At 70.1% G+C, this 16,004-nt stretch carries 16 protein-coding genes and 3 tRNA genes; 9 read left to right on the plus strand and 10 right to left on the minus strand.

The annotated features are described in order from the left end of the window. Position 1 precedes the first annotated feature (1 nt). On the plus strand, positions 2 to 901 hold the full coding sequence (locus AB0B29_RS21265; protein ID WP_362241872.1) for a phosphoribosylaminoimidazolesuccinocarboxamide synthase: 900 nt from the start codon (positions 2 to 4) through the stop codon (positions 899 to 901). Positions 902 to 1,019: 118 nt separating this feature from the next. Here AB0B29_RS21265 and AB0B29_RS21270 read toward each other — a convergent pair. The 8 genes from AB0B29_RS21270 to AB0B29_RS21305 all read right to left on the minus strand — a co-directional run bounded on the left by AB0B29_RS21270 (position 1,020) and on the right by AB0B29_RS21305 (position 5,642). Next, positions 1,020 to 1,095 (minus strand) — tRNA-Gly (locus tag AB0B29_RS21270). 22 nt (positions 1,096 to 1,117) lie between these two features. Continuing rightward, a complete protein-coding gene (locus tag AB0B29_RS21275) occupies positions 1,118 to 1,738 on the minus strand; it encodes a response regulator transcription factor (protein ID WP_362241875.1) in 621 nt (206 codons plus the stop codon). Continuing rightward, complete coding sequence (locus tag AB0B29_RS21280; RefSeq protein ID WP_362241878.1) at positions 1,735 to 3,018, minus strand: sensor histidine kinase; 1,284 nt, start codon at positions 3,016 to 3,018, stop codon at positions 1,735 to 1,737. The genes AB0B29_RS21275 and AB0B29_RS21280 overlap by 4 nt, the downstream gene beginning before the upstream one ends. Positions 3,019 to 3,058: 40 nt before the next feature. After that, the gene (locus AB0B29_RS21285; RefSeq protein WP_362241881.1) at positions 3,059 to 3,859 is read right to left on the minus strand and encodes an ABC transporter permease; all 801 of its coding nucleotides are present in this window, start codon (positions 3,857 to 3,859) and stop codon (positions 3,059 to 3,061) included. Further along, positions 3,856 to 4,830, minus strand: coding sequence for an ABC transporter ATP-binding protein (locus AB0B29_RS21290; RefSeq protein ID WP_362241884.1), 975 nt, complete (start codon positions 4,828 to 4,830; stop codon positions 3,856 to 3,858). The genes AB0B29_RS21285 and AB0B29_RS21290 overlap by 4 nt, the downstream gene beginning before the upstream one ends. Positions 4,831 to 4,965: 135 nt before the next feature. Next, positions 4,966 to 5,038: transfer RNA gene (locus AB0B29_RS21295), tRNA-Gly, on the minus strand. An 80-nt stretch (positions 5,039 to 5,118) separates the two neighbouring features. Further along, positions 5,119 to 5,190 (minus strand) — tRNA-Gly (locus tag AB0B29_RS21300). A 134-nt stretch (positions 5,191 to 5,324) separates the two neighbouring features. Next, positions 5,325 to 5,642 (minus strand): histone-like nucleoid-structuring protein Lsr2, encoded by a 318-nt coding sequence (locus AB0B29_RS21305; protein ID WP_344460887.1) that lies wholly within the window; start codon positions 5,640 to 5,642, stop codon positions 5,325 to 5,327. A 267-nt stretch (positions 5,643 to 5,909) separates the two neighbouring features. Between AB0B29_RS21305 and purS the strand changes: the two genes are divergently transcribed. From purS to purM, 8 genes are all read left to right on the plus strand, one after another. Next, positions 5,910 to 6,173, plus strand: coding sequence for a phosphoribosylformylglycinamidine synthase subunit PurS (purS, locus tag AB0B29_RS21310; protein WP_352097588.1), 264 nt, complete (start codon positions 5,910 to 5,912; stop codon positions 6,171 to 6,173). After that, complete coding sequence (gene purQ / locus AB0B29_RS21315; RefSeq protein WP_362241888.1) at positions 6,170 to 6,850, plus strand: phosphoribosylformylglycinamidine synthase subunit PurQ; 681 nt, start codon at positions 6,170 to 6,172, stop codon at positions 6,848 to 6,850. Before purS ends, purQ begins: the two co-directional genes overlap by 4 nt. After that, the gene (purL, locus tag AB0B29_RS21320; protein WP_362241890.1) at positions 6,847 to 9,105 is read left to right on the plus strand and encodes a phosphoribosylformylglycinamidine synthase subunit PurL; all 2,259 of its coding nucleotides are present in this window, start codon (positions 6,847 to 6,849) and stop codon (positions 9,103 to 9,105) included. The genes purQ and purL overlap by 4 nt, the downstream gene beginning before the upstream one ends. A 115-nt stretch (positions 9,106 to 9,220) precedes the next feature. Continuing rightward, positions 9,221 to 9,721: an ArsR/SmtB family transcription factor gene (locus tag AB0B29_RS21325; RefSeq protein ID WP_362241893.1), complete on the plus strand. Its 501-nt coding sequence runs from the start codon at positions 9,221 to 9,223 to the stop codon at positions 9,719 to 9,721. A 105-nt stretch (positions 9,722 to 9,826) separates the two neighbouring features. After that, complete coding sequence (locus tag AB0B29_RS21330) at positions 9,827 to 10,624, plus strand: maleylpyruvate isomerase family mycothiol-dependent enzyme (RefSeq protein ID WP_362241896.1); 798 nt, start codon at positions 9,827 to 9,829, stop codon at positions 10,622 to 10,624. A gap of 37 nt (positions 10,625 to 10,661) precedes the next feature. Continuing rightward, positions 10,662 to 11,435: an META domain-containing protein gene (locus AB0B29_RS21335; protein WP_362241899.1), complete on the plus strand. Its 774-nt coding sequence runs from the start codon at positions 10,662 to 10,664 to the stop codon at positions 11,433 to 11,435. Between the two features lie 63 nt (positions 11,436 to 11,498). Next, entirely contained in the window at positions 11,499 to 13,028 is a 1,530-nt protein-coding gene (gene purF / locus AB0B29_RS21340) for an amidophosphoribosyltransferase (RefSeq protein ID WP_362241902.1), read from the plus strand. A 45-nt stretch (positions 13,029 to 13,073) separates the two neighbouring features. Beyond that, on the plus strand, positions 13,074 to 14,141 hold the full coding sequence (purM, locus tag AB0B29_RS21345; RefSeq protein WP_362241904.1) for a phosphoribosylformylglycinamidine cyclo-ligase: 1,068 nt from the start codon (positions 13,074 to 13,076) through the stop codon (positions 14,139 to 14,141). A gap of 83 nt (positions 14,142 to 14,224) precedes the next feature. Here purM and AB0B29_RS21350 read toward each other — a convergent pair whose 3' ends face one another. Together AB0B29_RS21350 and AB0B29_RS21355 are read right to left on the minus strand one after the other, a co-directional pair. After that, positions 14,225 to 14,476 (minus strand): DUF3073 domain-containing protein, encoded by a 252-nt coding sequence (locus AB0B29_RS21350; protein ID WP_362241907.1) that lies wholly within the window; start codon positions 14,474 to 14,476, stop codon positions 14,225 to 14,227. Positions 14,477 to 14,793: 317 nt separating this feature from the next. Further along, on the minus strand, positions 14,794 to 15,900 hold the full coding sequence (locus AB0B29_RS21355; RefSeq protein ID WP_362241910.1) for a Leu/Phe/Val dehydrogenase: 1,107 nt from the start codon (positions 15,898 to 15,900) through the stop codon (positions 14,794 to 14,796). Positions 15,901 to 16,004: the final 104 nt, after the last annotated feature.

Genomic DNA, 16,004 nt, shown 5'->3' on the forward strand with positions numbered 1-16,004 from the left:
CGTGTCCGGATTCGTCGAAAAGCCCGAGCCGATCCAGGTTCCGGGCCTGGTGCATCTGCACACCGGCAAGGTGCGCGAGCTGTACCGGAACGAGGCGGGCGACCTCGTGATGGTCGCCAGCGACCGCATGTCCGCCTACGACTGGGTGCTACCGACCGAGATCCCCGACAAGGGCCGGATCCTCACGCAGCTGTCCCTGTGGTGGTTCGACCGGCTCTCCGACCTGGTCCCGAACCACGTCCTGAGCACGGAGCTGCCCGAGGGCGCCCCCGCCGACTGGGCGGGCCGCACGCTGATCTGCAAGTCGCTGCGGATGGTCCCCGTGGAATGCGTGGCCCGCGGCTACCTCACCGGCTCGGGCCTCGCCGAGTACAACGAGACCCGCACGGTCTGCGGTCTCGCCCTGCCGGAAGGCCTGACCGACGGCAGTGAACTGCCCGCCCCGATCTTCACTCCGGCCACCAAGGCCGAGGTCGGCGAGCACGACGAGAACGTCACCTACGAGGAGGTCGCCCGCCAGGTCGGCGCGGACACCGCGGCCCGGCTGCGCCAGGCGACCCTCGCGGTCTACTCGCGGGGCCGGGACATCGCCCGGGAGCGGGGCATCATCCTGGCGGACACGAAGTTCGAGTTCGGCTTCGAAGGCGACGACCTGGTCCTCGCGGACGAGGTCCTCACCGCGGACTCCTCCCGCTTCTGGCCGGCCGACCAGTGGCAGCCGGGCCGTGCGCAGCCGTCGTACGACAAGCAGTTCGTCCGCGACTGGCTGACCTCGCAGGAGTCCGGCTGGGACCGGAAGAGCGAGCAGCCCCCGCCCGCCCTGCCCCAGCAGGTCGTCGACGCCACCCGCGCCAAGTACGTGGAGGCGTACGAGCGCCTGACCGGCACGAGCTGGTCGTAGGGGAAACAGCCGCCAGGACACAGCCGTCAGGACTCAGCGGTCAGGACACAGCAGGCAGGACACGGTCCTCAGAGCAAGCACGGAGAAGCCCCCCGGCCGGAACCGGGGGGCTTCTCGATGGAGCGAACGACGAGGTTCGAACTCGCGACCTCAACCTTGGCAAGGTTGCGCTCTACCAACTGAGCTACGTTCGCATGCGCCGTGGCGCGAGAACCACTATACCCAACCTCGCTCCCGCGCGAGCCGTACCGCCGCATGCCGGTTCTCCGCACCGAGCTTCGAGGCGGCCGACGACAGGTAGTTCCGCACGGTGCCCTGCGACAGCGCGGCCCGCTCGGCGATCTCCGCGACGGGCGCTCCGTCGGCGGCGAGTTCCAGGACCTCCGCCTCCCGCGCGGTCAGCGGCGAGTCCCCGGCGGCGATCGCGTCGGCGGCCAACTCCGGGTCGACGTAACGGTTCCCGGCGTGCACGGTCCGGATGAGTTCAGCGAGCCGCTGCGCGCTCACGGTCTTGGGCACGAACCCGCGCACACCGGCCTGCAACGCCCGCTTCAGATGTCCGGGCCGCCCATGGCTGGTGACGATGAGCACCTTGCAGCCGGGCAGTTCGGACCGCAGGGATGTGGCGACCTTCACACCGTCGGCCCCGGGCATCTGGAGATCCAGCACGGCGACATCGGGCTTGTGCGCCCGGGCCATCGCCATCGCCTCGGGCCCGGTGGCCGCCTCGGCGACCACGACGAGGTCCTCCTCCAGGGACAGCAGCGCGGCGAGCGCCCCCCGGATGAGGTGCTCGTCGTCGGCGAGCAGCAGCCGCACGGGCTCCGCGGCCGTCATGAAGTGACCTCGCTCACAGAACGCGCCGCGACGGCGGTCCGAGCAGAGCCGGAAGCGGTGGGCGACGAAAGCAGCGGAATCTCCGCCGTCAGCCGGAACCGCCCCCGTTCCACGGCCCCGGCCTCGAGCGTCCCGTCGAGCTTCACCAGCCGCTCCCGCAGCCCGGCGAGCCCCGAGCCGGCCGGTCCGGACCCGGATCCCGCTCCCGCTTCGCTCACCCCGTCGTTCTCCACGGTCAACACCACCCGCCCCTCCAGCACCTGTAGTCGTATCTCACACCGGCGTGCGTCCCCGTGCCGCAGCACGTTGGTCGCGGCCTCCCGGACCACCCACCCCAGGGCGGACTGCACTGCGGGCGGCAGGCCGGCCGCCGGCACCCCGGCGATGGTGCAGTCGATGCCGGCCGCCGCCAGCACCCCCTGCGCACCGGCGAGTTCCGAGCCGAGGTCGGCCTCCCGGTAGCCGCGCACGACCTCCCGCACCTCCCGTTGTGACTCCTGCGCGAGCCGCTGCACCTCGACCATCTGCGGCACGGCCTCGGGCCGCCCCCGCTGGGCGAGCTGCACGGCCAGTTCGCTCTTGAGGGCGATCACGGCGAGATTGCGCCCCATGACGTCGTGCAGATCACGCCCGAACCTCAGCCGCTCCTCGGCGACGGCGAGCCGGGCCCGGGTCTCGCGGGCCTCGTCGAGTTCGTAGACGGCGTTCAGCAGCCACACCGAGAAGACGGCCGTGAAGGCGATGAACAAGCCGCCGACCAGCACGATCAGTGCCGTGAAGAGCGCCGTGAGGGCGGGGGCGCCGAGCGCCAGGGCCACGACGCAGGCGCCTGCCGCGAAACCGCCCGAGATGCCGAACGCGCGCCGCCGGGAGCGCACGCCGAGCGCGATGATGCCGGGGCCGAAGATCAGGATCACGCCGAAGACGCTGCCGGCGGCGGAGTCGACGCCTTCGCGGTGGGGCCCGTGTTCGGCCAGTGCGAGCGCGACGGTGGCGATCACGGCGGTGACGGCGCCCAGGGTCCACATCAGTCCGGTGGGCTGGGGCCTGCGGCCGCGCGTGAAGTCGATCGCCCGGGACACGGTGACGAAGCTGAGGGCTGCGTGCACGGCGACCACCAGCAGGGCGGCACCGCCCAGTCGCGCTCCGAGCGGGGCGACGGACGTGAGCCCGACGGAGAAGAACTCCATCACCGCGAAGAAGTGGAACGACCACCGGGTGTACGTCTCGACCTTCTCCGGTGTGCTCTTGTGCCGCCACCACCTGCCCGGCATGCGCATCGGCCCGTCACTCCCCCTCGTTCTGCACCGCGGTCCTCGGTCAGCGCCGCGGTTCCCAGCGGAACCACCGTCGTACAGCAAACACCGCGACGAGGATCCAGGCCACGGCGGTCGCGAGAGCGCCCAGTGCCTCGTACGCGGAGAGGTCTCCGGTCCAGCCGCCGCGCACCAGCGTGACGACGGGCGTCAGGGGCAGCAGCTCGCAGACGGAGGCGACGCGGTCCGGCATGAGCTCCAGCGGCCAGAACACGCCGGAGCCGATCATGGAGAGAAGCAGCAGCGGCATGGGCGTGGCCTGGGCGCTCTCGCCGGTCCGGGTGAAACTCGCGGTGGCCGCGGCGAGGGCCGCGCACATCACGAGACCCAACAGCAGCCCGAGCACGACCAGATGGGGAGCCGAGGGCGCGGACAGGTCCAGCAGGGCGACGCAGCCCGCCGTGAGCAGCAGGCACTGCACGAGCCCGGTGAGGACGGCCGGCAGCGAGGAGCCGGCCAGGATCTCGACGTCCCGCAGCTCCCCGGTGCGCAGCCGCTTGAGGACGAGCTCCTCACGCCGGACGACGAACACGCCGACGAGCACCGAGTAGACGGCGAAGAGCAGGGAGAAGCCGACCGCGGCGGGCAGCACCAGGGTGCCCGTGTTCAGCCCCGCCCCGGTGAGGTCCATCCCCTCCGCCGCCGACCGCACGCTGAACGGCATCACCAGCGGCACGAACAGCGCGGCGACGAGCGCGCCCCTGGTCCGTCCGAGCAGGGTCAGTTCGGCGCGGGCGAGCGCGGTCATCCGGCTCAGCAGGGTCGTCGCCGCTGCCGGGCGGGGCGTCGTGCGGGTGGCGCTCATGCCGCGTACTCCTTCGTCGTCGTGCCGGTGGTGGCCTGCTCCGCGGAGACGTGCTGGGCGATGTGGAGGAACGCCTCCTCCAAGGAGGCCGAGCGCACGTCCAGGCGGCGCAGCTCGACCCGTGCCTGCGCGGCCCACATCAGCAGGCCGGTGGCCGACCGCTGGAGTTCATGGGTGCGCAGCCGGACGATCCGGCCGTCGGTCTCGTGCCCGGTCACGCCCAGTTCGCCGAGCGGCGGGAGGTCGCCGACGTGGTAGCCGTCGGGCAGTTCGAAGGAGATCCGCGACGGCTCCGCGGCGGTCACCTCGGCCGGGGTGCCGGTGGTGGCGATACGGCCTTCGTGCATGATCGCGAGCCGGTCGGCGAGGTTTTCGGCCTCCTCCAGGTAGTGCGTGGTCAGCAGCACCGTCGTCCCGCCGTCGCGCAGCGCGCTCACCAACTCCCAGGTGGCCCGGCGGCCTTCGGCGTCCAGCCCGGTGGAGGGCTCGTCGAGGAAGAGCACCTCGGGATCGCCGAGCAGGGCGAGCGCCAGGTCGAGGCGGCGCCGCTGGCCGCCGGACAGCTGCTTGACCCGGGTGCCGGCCTTCGTCTCCAGGCCGACCAGCGCCAGTACCTCTGCCGGCGGCCGTGCCCCGCTCACGCACCCGGCCCACATCCGGGCGGTCTCCGCGACGGTGAGTTCGGAGGGGAAGCCGCCTTCCTGCAGCATCACGCCGGTCCGGGGCCGTACGGCGGCCCGGTCGGTGTACGGGTCGTGTCCGAGGACCCGCACCCGCCCGCCGGCCGGCCGCGCGAGTCCCTCCAGGAGTTCGACGGTGGACGTCTTGCCCGCGCCGTTGGTGCCGAGCAGCGCGAAGATCTCGCCGCGTCGGACGGAAAAGCTGATTCCGCGTACCGCCTCGAACCCGCCCCCGTACACACGCCGCAGGTCAGTGACCTCAATCACGTGTTCGTGTCCGTTGGTTTCCATGATTCAAGCGTCCCGGCCGTGCGGGCCCGGAAGCAGTGCGCGCTGTCATCACTCGGCATGACAAATGTCAGGCGGACGCTCGGTCGGGGGAGCACGAAAAGACCCCGATCCAGATGGACCGGGGTCTCATTCCCGAGCGGACGACGAGGCTCGAACTCGCGACCTCAACCTTGGCAAGGTTGCGCTCTACCAACTGAGCTACGTCCGCATATGCTCCCGATCGGCTTTCACCGACCGGTGCGGCACCAGCCTACCTGATCCACGACAGTGGCCGGTACGGCGATGCAGAGCGGGTGACAGGAATCGCACACTGCGCCTTCCCCCTGGAAGGGGGATGTTCTACTACTGAACTACACCCGCATGTTTCCGTGAGCTGGGCCTTTCGGCCTCGCCCCTCGGCGTGCTCCAGACTCTAGCTGATCAGCCGGGGTGCTGCGCAAGTCGGCTGCCGCGAGGGGCGGGTGACCGGGCATCGGTCCGGGCTCGACGGACCGTCACTGCGCGGCCGTGAACGCCTCGTAGACCTTCTTGGGGATGCGCCCGCGCGCGGGGACGTCCATCTTGTTGGCCTGCGCCCAGGCGCGCACGGCCGACGGGTCGGGGGCGACCTCCGTCTGCCGGTACGCCTTGCCCGAGCGGGACCGCTTGCGGCCGGCCTCGACGTAAGGCGCCAGTGCCTTCCGCAGTTCTCCGGCGTTGCCTTCGCTCAGGTCGATCTCGTACGACTTGCCGTCCAGTCCGAAGGCGATCGTTTCCGCCGCTTCCGAGCCGTCGATGTCGTCAGAGAGAGTGACCACGACCTTCTGCGCCACGAATATCGATCCCTTCATGCGGCACTATGCCAATTCATTTGTACCGTGCCTGGCAATGCATTGTGAAGCCCGACTAAATCCTTCCGCGTGTCCGAAGGCAATAGGTTTCGGGTGTCGATCCGGAATCTTTCCCGAAAACTTCCCGTGTGGGTCCGTAGATGCCGGATCGTGATGACGGTCACGTAGTTTCCTACAAGTCAACGCGCGTAGAAATTTTGTGCGGGTAGTCTGAAGGAACCTGCTCAGCACCACACACCGGGAGTGCCAGTGGCACGCGTCGTAGTCGACGTCATGCTCAAGCCGGAGATCCTCGACCCCCAGGGCCAGGCGGTGCAGCGCGCACTGCCGCGGCTGGGTTTCGACGGGATCTCGGACGTCCGCCAGGGAAAGCGTTTCGAACTGGAAGTTGACGGGCCGGTCGACGAGGCCGCCCTCGCCCGCATTCATGATCTTGCGGAGTCATTCCTCGCAAACACCGTGATCGAGGACTTCGCGATCCGGGTCGAGGAAGTCGCGGAGGCCGCGAAGTGACCGCCCGTATCGGCGTCGTCACTTTTCCCGGCAGCCTGGACGACCGTGACACCCAGCGCGCGATCCGCGTCGCCGGCGCCGAGCCGGTCGCCCTCTGGCACAAGGACAAGGACCTCAAGCAGGTCGACGCCGTGGTGCTGTGCGGTGGTTTCTCCTACGGCGACTATCTGCGCGCCGGGGCCATCGCCCGTTTCTCGCCGGTGATGGAGCCCCTGCTGGAGCAGGCGAAGGCCGGTCTGCCGGTCCTCGGCATCTGCAACGGCTTCCAGATCCTCACCGAGGCCCACCTGCTGCCGGGCACGATGCTGCGCAACGACCACCTGCACTTCATCTGCCGTGACCAGAAGCTGCGGGTGGAGAACGCCTCGACCGCCTGGACCACCGACTACACGGCCGGCCAGGAGATCCACATCCCGCTGAAGAACAACGACGGGCAGTACGTCGCCGACGCGTACACGCTCGACCAGCTGGAGGCCGAGGGCCGGGTCGCCTTCCGCTACCTCGACTTCAACCCCAACGGCTCGCAGCGGGACATCGCCGGCGTCACCAACGAGGCCGGAAACGTGGTCGGCCTCATGCCGCACCCCGAGCACGCCGTCGAGCCGCTGATCGGCACCGGCCGCACCGACGGCCTCCCGTTCTTCACCTCGATCCTCAAGAAGCTGGTCAACGCATGAGCCGGACGCCTCTGGACACGGTCGAGCACGCGGCCGCGACCCCCGACGTCGAGCTGCCCTGGGCCGAACTGGGCCTGAAGAAGGACGAGTACGAGCGGGTCGTGGAGATCCTCGGCCGCCGGCCCACCGGGGCCGAGCTCGCCATGTACTCGGTGATGTGGTCGGAGCACTGCTCGTACAAGAGCAGCAAGGTCCACCTGCGCCAGTTCGGCGAGAAGGCCCCGCAGTCCGACGCGATGCTCGTCGGCATCGGTGAGAACGCCGGTGTCGTCGACGTCGGCCAGGGCTACGCGGTCACCTTCAAGGTCGAGTCGCACAACCACCCGTCGTATGTCGAGCCGTACCAGGGCGCTGCCACCGGTGTCGGCGGCATCGTCCGCGACATCATCGCGATGGGTGCCCGCCCGGTCGCGGTCGTCGACCCGCTGCGCTTCGGCGCGGCCGACCACCCCGACACCAAGCGCGTCCTGCCGGGCGTCGTCGCGGGCATCGGCGGCTACGGCAACTGCCTGGGCCTGCCCAACATCGGCGGCGAGGTCGTCTTCGACGCCTGCTACCAGGGCAACCCGCTGGTCAACGCCGGTGCCATCGGCGTCATGCGGCACGAGGACATCCACCTGGCCAAGGCGTCCGGCGCGGGCAACAAGGTCATCCTCTACGGTGCCCGCACCGGCGGCGACGGCATCGGCGGCGCCTCGATCCTGGCCTCCGAGACGTTCGACGACGCCAAGCCCTCGAAGCGCCCGGCCGTCCAGGTCGGCGACCCCTTCCAGGAGAAGCTCCTCATCGAGTGCACCCTGGAGGCCTTCGCCGAGAAGCTGGTCGTCGGCATCCAGGACCTCGGCGCGGCGGGCCTGTCCTGCGCGACGAGCGAGCTGGCCTCCAACGGCTCCGGCGGCATGCGCGTCACCCTCGACGACGTACCCCTGCGCGACTCCACGCTCTCGCCCGAGGAGATCCTCATGAGCGAGTCGCAGGAACGCATGTGCGCGGTCGTCGAACCGGAGAAGGTCGACCGCTTCCTGGAGATCTGCGAGAAGTGGGACGTCATCGCCACCGTCATCGGTGAGGTGACCGACGGCGACCGCCTGGAGATCTACTGGCACGGCGGCAAGATCGTCGACGTCGATCCGCGCACCGTCGCCCACGAGGGCCCGGTCTACGAGCGCCCGTACGCCCGCCCCGACTGGCAGGACACCCTCCAGGCGGACGACGCGAACAAGCTGCCCCGGCCGGCGACCTCCGAGGAGCTGAAGGAGCAGGTCCTGAAGCTGGTCTCCTCCCCGAACCAGGCCTCCAAGTCCTGGATCACCAGCCAGTACGACCACTTCGTGCAGGGCAACACCGTCCTCGCCCAGCCCGAGGACTCCGGCATGATCCGGATCGACGAGGAGACCGGCCTCGGCGTGGCCATCGCCACGGACGGCAACGGCCGGTACGCCAAGCTCGACCCGTACCACGGCGCCCAGCTGGCCCTGGCGGAGGCGTACCGCAACGTCGCCACCACCGGCGCCAAGCCGCTGGCCGTCTCCGACTGCCTGAACTTCGGCTCGCCCGAGGACCCGGCGGTGATGTGGCAGTTCGCGGAGGCCGTGCGCGGTCTGGCGGACGCCTGTCAGCAGCTCGGCACGCCGGTCACGGGCGGCAACGTCTCCCTCTACAACCAGACGGGCGAGGCGGCCATCCACCCCACCCCGGTCGTCGCGGTCCTCGGCGTCATCGACGACGTGGCCCGCCGCACGCCGGTCGCCTTCCAGGAGGAGGGCCAGCTGCTCTACCTCCTCGGTGACACGCGTGAGGAGTTCGGCGGCTCGGCCTGGTCCCAGGTCGTCCACGACCACCTCGGCGGCCTGCCCCCGAAGGTCGACCTGGAGCGCGAGCGTCTGCTGGCCGAGATCCTGATCTCCGCCTCCCGCGACGGCATGATCGACTCCGCGCACGACCTGTCCGACGGCGGTCTGATCCAGGCGGTCGTCGAGTCGGCCCTGCTCGGGGAGAAGGGCGCCCGCCTGATCGTCCCGGACGGTCTGGACGCCTTCACCTTCCTCTTCTCCGAGTCGGCGGGCCGCGCGGTGGTGGCCGTACCGCGCTCGGAAGAGGTCCGCTTCAACGACATGTGCGGTGCGCGGGGCCTCCCGGTCACCCGCATCGGTGTCGTCGACGGCGACACGATCGACGTCCAGGGCGAGTTCACCCTCCCCCTGACCGAGCTGCGCGAGGCACACGAGAGCACGATCCCGGCGCTCCTGAAGTAGCCAACCGCTCCGAAGCCCCCGCCCGACTTGCCGGGCGGGGGCTTCGCCGTGTCCGGACGGAAACGGCGCCCCCTGCCTCTTGTGCGTAATTACGTAGTTCCGTAATCTCTGATTCATGGACCTGGAACAACGCGTCGCACAGCTCGAAAGTCGTCTGGCGGCCCTGGAAGGCACCCGACGCACCGGCCCCCGCGTCGTCGGAGGCGACTTCTGGGCGCTGAGCGGGCTGAAGGAGCAGCTGTCCGAGGTGGGTGCGGCCGACGGCGGTGTCCTCTACACGGGCTCCGTGGGCCTGCCGACGGGCGAGGAGTACTCCTGGCAGATGACCGTCCTCACGGAGGACCTGCTGGACGGCGACTGGACGACGGCCGCCGAGGCGTTCGCGGCCCTGGGCCACCCGGTCCGCATCCGTCTGCTGCGCGAGATCCTCGGCGGCCGGCGCACCGCCGCGGAACTCGCCGAACTGGACGAGGTCGGCACGACCGGCCAGATCTACCACCACCTGCGCCAGCTCACCACCACGGGCTGGCTCCACACGACCGCCCGCGGCCGCCACGAGGTGCCGCCGGGGCGGGTGGTACCGCTGCTGGTGGCACTGGCGACGACCCGCCCGTAGGAGAACGGTCGGGACAGGATGCCCGCACGCAAGATCATCTTGATCACTTCCGGGCGCTGCGAACGAGGCGGCCCACTGTCACCGCCCCCACTTAGGCTGACCCCCATGCCCCCGGCCAGGAAACGCACCCGCAGCTACGACCCCGTCAAGATCCGCGCAGCCGTGCTCGCCCAGTTCGGGAACGTACGGGAGGCCGTCCGGGGCCTCACCCCCGAGCAGCTCGCCCTGCCCACCCGGCTGGGCGACTGGGCCGTACGGGAGCTCGCGGCCCACGTGACCATGGCCGTGGAGAGCGTCAGCCGCAACCTCGACCGGGAGGAACCGGCGAAACCGGAGCTCACCCTCCTCGACTGGCCCTTCGCCACGGCCGCCCGAGCCGGGGACATCGAGGACGGCACCCGTCTGCTCGCCGAGGCCCACCCCGACCTCGACGCCCTGTACGCCGAGACCGCGGAGCGCCTGGCCGGGAGACTCGAGGGCGCCCCCGGCACCCGCGTCCTGGCCACACGGACGGGTGCCATGACCCTCGCCGACTACCTCGTCACCCGCACCGTCGAACTCGTCGTCCACACCGACGACCTCAACGCCGCCGTCCCCGGCCTGGACATCCCACACGACCGACAGGCCCTGGCCGCCTGTACCCGGCTGCTCGCCGACGCGCTCGCCGCGAAGGCGCCCGGCGGCTCCACGGAGGTGCGGGTGCCGCCGTACGCGGTGGTGCAGTGCGTGGCGGGGCCGAGGCACACCCGGGGCACCCCGCCCAACGTCGTCGAGACGGACCCGCTGACCTGGATCCGGCTGGCGACCGGACGGATCACCTGGGCGTCGGCGCTCCAGGACGCCAAGGTCAGCGCGAGCGGAGAGCGGGCGGACCTGTCGGCCCATCTGCCCCTGATGAAATAGGCGGAACCGATCCCCCCGGGTCCCCCGTCGAAGTGGCATGGACAGGCAGAAGCAGCGCATGACCCTGACGGCCGCCGCCATGCTCGTCCCGCTCCTGGCGGCCTGTGGCAGCGAGAACGCGGGCAGCGGCAGCGGCTCGGTCGGTGCCGGCAAGCCGATCACCGGTGTGCGGTGGAACGTGGACAGCGTCACCACGGACGGCAGGACACAGAAGGCCCCGGCCGACGCCCACGTGACCATCGGCAAGGGCCGGGCCGAGGGCAGCCTCGGCTGCAACAACTTCAGCGCCGAGGCCACCGTCGACGGCGACCGCGTCCGGCTCGGCAAGACCCGGGCCACCGAGATGGCCTGCGAGGACACCCCCGTCGCCTTCGAGACGACCCTCGCGAAGGCCCTCTCGAACCAGGAGCTGACGGCGAAGACGGACGACGACCGGCTCACCCTCACCACCGGCCAGGGCGACACCGTCCGCCTGACCAAGGCGAAGGACGCCCCGCTGGCCGGCACCAGGTGGACCGTCACGACCCCGGGCACCGACGGCCGGGCCCACCTCACCTTCGACGAGAAGAAGGGCACCGTCTCCGGCAGCCTCGGCTGCAACAAGGTGAACGCCGAGGCCACGGTCCGCGACGGCCATATCACCCTCGGCCCTCCGGCCACGACCCGAATGATGTGCGAAGACTCACTCATGAACGGCGAGAAGAAGCTGCTGCGCCTTTTCGACGGAAAGCTGACGTACGGAGTCGATCATCAAACCCTCACGCTGACCAGCGAAAACGGTACGAGCGTGCGGGCGGTCGCCGAGCGGTGATCCACCGGAAAGTCCGGTATCCCCAATTCGGACCAGTGGTCGACCTCGCCTACACTCGGTGGCGTGCCACGTGGTGACGGACGACTCAACCACGACCTGCTCCCCGGCGAGAAGGGCCCCCAGGACGCTTGTGGCGTCTTCGGTGTCTGGGCTCCGGGCGAAGAGGTCGCCAAGCTCACGTACTTCGGGCTCTACGCCCTCCAGCATCGAGGCCAGGAATCCGCGGGAATCGCGGTCAGCAACGGCTCACAGATCCTCGTCTTCAAGGACATGGGCCTGGTTTCCCAGGTCTTCGACGAGACCTCCCTCGGTTCGCTCCAGGGTCACATCGCGGTCGGTCACGCCCGCTACTCGACCACCGGTGCCTCCGTCTGGGAGAACGCCCAGCCGACCTTCCGCGCGACCGGACACGGATCCATCGCGCTCGGCCACAACGGCAACCTCGTCAACACCGCCCAGCTCGCCGAGATGGTCGCCGACCTGCCCAAGCAGGAAGGCGGACGCACCCCGCGCGTCGCGGCGACCAACGACACCGACCTGCTCACCGCGCTCCTCGCGGCCCAGGTCGACGAGGACGGCAAGCCGCTGACCATCGAGGAGGCCGCTCACGCGGTCCTCCCGAAGGTCAAGGGCGCGTTCTCGCTCGTCTTCATGGACGAGCACACCCTGTACGCGGCCCGCGACCCGCAGGGCATCCGCCCGCTGGTCCTCGGGCGGCTGGAGCGCGGCTGGGTCGTCGCCTCCGAGTCCGCGGCCCTCGACATCTGCGGCGCCAGTTACGTCCGCGAGATCGAGCCGGGCGAGTTCGTCGCCATCGACGAGAACGGCCTGCGGACCTCACGATTCGCGGACGCGAAGCCCAAGGGCTGTGTCTTCGAGTACGTGTACCTGGCCCGCCCCGACACCGACATCGCCGGCCGGAACGTGTACCTCTCCCGCGTGGAGATGGGCCGCAAGCTGGCGAAGGAAGCCCCGGTCGAGGCCGACCTGGTGATAGCGACGCCGGAATCCGGAACCCCCGCCGCCATCGGCTATGCGGAGGCCTCCGGCATCCCCTTCGGCAACGGCCTGGTGAAGAACGCCTACGTCGGCCGGACGTTCATCCAGCCCTCGCAGACCATCCGCCAGCTGGGCATCCGCCTGAAGCTGAACCCGCTGAAGGAAGTCATCAAGGGCAAGCGCCTGGTCGTCGTCGACGACTCGATCGTGCGCGGCAACACCCAGCGGGCCCTGGTCCGCATGCTCCGCGAGGCGGGCGCCGCCGAGGTCCACATCCGGATCTCCTCGCCGCCGGTGAAGTGGCCCTGCTTCTTCGGCATCGACTTCGCCACCCGCGCCGAGCTCATCGCCAACGGCATGACGATCGACGAGATCGGCACCTCCCTGGGCGCCGACTCCCTGGCCTACATCTCCATCGACGGCATGATCGAGGCGACCACCATCGCCAAGCCGAACCTGTGCCGCGCCTGCTTCGACGGCGAGTACCCGATGGAGCTCCCGGACCCCGAGCTGCTCGGCAAGCAGCTGCTGGAGACGGAGCTGGCCGCCGGCCCGGCCGCCACGGCCGCCGCCGACGCGATCCGCCGCCCGTAAGACGGCCCGTACCACCTGCCGTACAACACGAAGGTTCTCATCGTCATGCCTGACACAACTGGTGCCAGCTACGCAGCCGCGGGCGTCGACATCGAAGCGGGCGACCGCGCCGTCGAACTGATGAAGGAGTGGGTGAAGAAGGCCCAGCGCCCCGAGGTCCTCGGCGGCCTCGGCGGCTTCGCCGGCCTCTTCGACGCCTCCGCCCTGAAGAACTACGAGCGGCCGCTGCTCGCCTCCGCCACGGACGGCGTCGGCACCAAGGTCGACATCGCCCGGCAGCTGGGCGTCTACGACTCCATCGGCCACGACCTGGTCGCCATGGTCATGGACGACATCGTGGTCTGCGGCGCCGAGCCGCTGTTCATGACCGACTACATCTGCGTCGGCAAGGTCCACCCCGAGCGGGTCGCCGCCATCGTCAAGGGCATCGCCGAAGGCTGTGTCCTGGCCGGATGCGCCCTGGTCGGCGGCGAGACGGCCGAGCACCCGGGCCTGCTGGGCGAGGACGACTTCGACGTCGCCGGAGCCGGTACGGGCGTCGTGGAGGCCGACCGGCTGCTCGGCGCCGAGCGCATCCGGACGGGTGACGCGGTGATCGCCATGGCGTCCTCCGGGCTTCACTCGAACGGGTACTCGCTCGTCCGTCACGTCCTGCTGAACCAGGCGGGCCTGGCGCTGGACGCGCACATCGAGGAGCTCGGCCGCACCCTCGGCGAGGAGCTGCTGGAACCCACGAAGATCTACTCGCTGGACTGCCTGGCCCTCATGCGCACCACAGAGGTGCACGCTTTCAGCCACATCACCGGTGGCGGCCTCGCGGCCAACCTCGCCCGGGTCGTCCCCGACGAGCTGCACGCGATCGTCGACCGCTCCACCTGGACCCCGGCCCCGATCTTCGACCTGGTCGGCCGCACGGGCAGCGTCGAGCGCCTGGAGCTCGAGAAGACCCTGAACATGGGCGTCGGCATGATCGCGATCGTGCCGCAGGAGTCCGTGGACGTGGCCCTGGCGACCCTCGCCGACCGTGGCGTGGACGCCTGGGTGGCCGGAGAGATCACTGACCGGGGCGAGCACACCACTGGTGCCGCCCTGATCGGTGACTACGCGAGCTGAGACACGGCGGTCTCGCCCTGCAGGCAGCACAGAACCCGGTCGGTGACCGGAGTCACCGACCGGGTTAATGCTCTAGTGCAGGGTCAAGCGCCGCGACGATGCTGCGAGGACTGGCCGTCCTCGTCGTCGTCGTCCTCGTCGTAGAGGTCGGCGTACCGTGCGTACAGGTCCTCGTCCTGATCATCGTCTTCGAACGGCTCGCCGTTAGGCGGCTGCGGATTCGAAGGCGATGCACCCAGCTCCTCGGCCAGGCGTGAGAGGTCAGTCCCACCGCTGTTGTACTTCAGCTGGCGGGCGACCTTCGTCTGCTTGGCCTTGGCCCGGCCGCGCCCCATGGCTCGACCCCCTCAACGACGGGGCTCGACGGCCCCAGAGTCTTGACACGCGTTCATGGTCCGGCACGGACTCTCCGCGGAGAGACCGGTCCGTAGGGCTTCCACGGTACCTGAGCCCGCGCCCATACGGTACGTCGCCCGCATGACGTGCCCGCGCCCAGGACCTTCGAGGCGCCCCGTCCTCGCTGGTCAACCGCGATTTTAACCACTTATCGGCGGTCGACCCGCCGGTAGAAGTGAGAGTTCTCTCTAACTGCCCACCGACGGGTACCGGCCAAACGTACGAGACTTCCTGGATCAGTCCCGCAGCGCCCGGGTCAGCGCACCCGGCGGGCCAGGGTCGCGTCGTGCATCCGCTGCTCGGCGATCCGGTCGGCCGCCGCGGCGGGCGGAATGCCGTCCTCCTTCGCACGTGCGAATATGGCCAGCGTGGTGTCGAAGATCTTCGACGCCTTCGCCTTGCACCGCTCGAAGTCGAAGCCGTGCAGCTCGTCCGCGACCTGGATGACCCCGCCGGCGTTGACCACGTAGTCCGGCGCGTAGAGGATCCCGCGGTCGGCGAGGTCCTTCTCCACGCCCGGGTGGGCGAGCTGGTTGTTGGCGGCGCCGCAGACGACCTTGGCGGTCAGCGCCGGCACGGTGTCGTCGTTCAGGGCACCGCCGAGCGCGCAGGGGGCGTAGATGTCGAGGCCCTCGACGCGGATCAGGGTGGCGGTGTCGGCGACGGCCGTGACGCCCGTCGGGTGGGCGGCGAGGATGCGGCCCACGGCGTCCTCGCGCACGTCCGTGATGACGACCTCGGCGCCTTCCGCCCGCAGGTGCTCCACCAGGTGGTGGCCGACCTTGCCGACACCGGCGATGCCGACCTTGCGGCCGCGCAGCGAGGGGTCGCCCCACAGGTGCTGCGCGGAGGCGCGCATGCCCTGGTAGACGCCGTAGGCGGTCAGGACGGAGGAGTCACCGGCACCGCCGTTCTCGGGGGAGCGGCCGGTCGTCCAGCGGCACTCGCGGGCCACGACGTCCATGTCGGCGACGTACGTACCGACGTCGCAGGCGGTGACGTACCGGCCGCCGAGCGAGGCCACGAACCGGCCGTAGGCGAGGAGGAGCTCCTCGCTCTTGATCTTCTCCGGGTCGCCGATGATCACGGCCTTGCCGCCGCCGTGGTCGAGACCGGCCATGGCGTTCTTGTACGACATGCCGCGGGCGAGGTTCAGCGCGTCGGCGACGGCCTCCGCCTCGTTCGCGTACGGGTAGAAGCGCGTACCGCCGAGCGCGGGGCCCAGGGCGGTGGAGTGGAGGGCGATGACGGCCTTGAGGCCGCTCGCGCGGTCCTGGCAGAGCACGACTTGCTCATGTCCGCCCTGGTCCGAGTGGAACAGGGTGTGCAGTACATCAGCAGGTGCGCCGGTTACGTCGGTCACTGTGGTGACTCCTGAGTAGGTGCGGCGGGTGGAGACCAGCCCTCGTGCGGGTGGCGGGGACTGTTGAGCATGAGATTAGAGCCTGGCGGGCCCGCCGACCGCAC

This window comes from Streptomyces tibetensis, from assembly GCF_040647715.1.
GTDB lineage: Bacteria > Actinomycetota > Actinomycetes > Streptomycetales > Streptomycetaceae > Streptomyces > Streptomyces tibetensis_A.

Excerpts from the sequence above, each read along its gene's own strand:
- AB0B29_RS21290 (WP_362241884.1), bottom strand. The coding sequence starts at position 4,830 with ATGGAAACCAACGGACACGAACACGTGATTGAGGTCACTGACCTGCGG.
- AB0B29_RS21350 (WP_362241907.1), bottom strand. The coding sequence starts at position 14,476 with ATGGGGCGCGGCCGGGCCAAGGCCAAGCAGACGAAGGTCGCCCGCCAG.
- purM (WP_362241904.1), top strand. The coding sequence starts at position 13,074 with ATGCCTGACACAACTGGTGCCAGCTACGCAGCCGCGGGCGTCGACATC.
- AB0B29_RS21280 (WP_362241878.1), bottom strand. The coding sequence starts at position 3,018 with ATGCGCATGCCGGGCAGGTGGTGGCGGCACAAGAGCACACCGGAGAAG.
- AB0B29_RS21325 (WP_362241893.1), top strand. The coding sequence starts at position 9,221 with ATGGACCTGGAACAACGCGTCGCACAGCTCGAAAGTCGTCTGGCGGCC.
- AB0B29_RS21335 (WP_362241899.1), top strand. The coding sequence starts at position 10,662 with ATGGACAGGCAGAAGCAGCGCATGACCCTGACGGCCGCCGCCATGCTC.
- AB0B29_RS21285 (WP_362241881.1), bottom strand. The coding sequence starts at position 3,859 with ATGAGCGCCACCCGCACGACGCCCCGCCCGGCAGCGGCGACGACCCTG.
- purL (WP_362241890.1), top strand. The coding sequence starts at position 6,847 with ATGAGCCGGACGCCTCTGGACACGGTCGAGCACGCGGCCGCGACCCCC.
- AB0B29_RS21330 (WP_362241896.1), top strand. The coding sequence starts at position 9,827 with ATGCCCCCGGCCAGGAAACGCACCCGCAGCTACGACCCCGTCAAGATC.
- AB0B29_RS21275 (WP_362241875.1), bottom strand. The coding sequence starts at position 1,738 with ATGACGGCCGCGGAGCCCGTGCGGCTGCTGCTCGCCGACGACGAGCAC.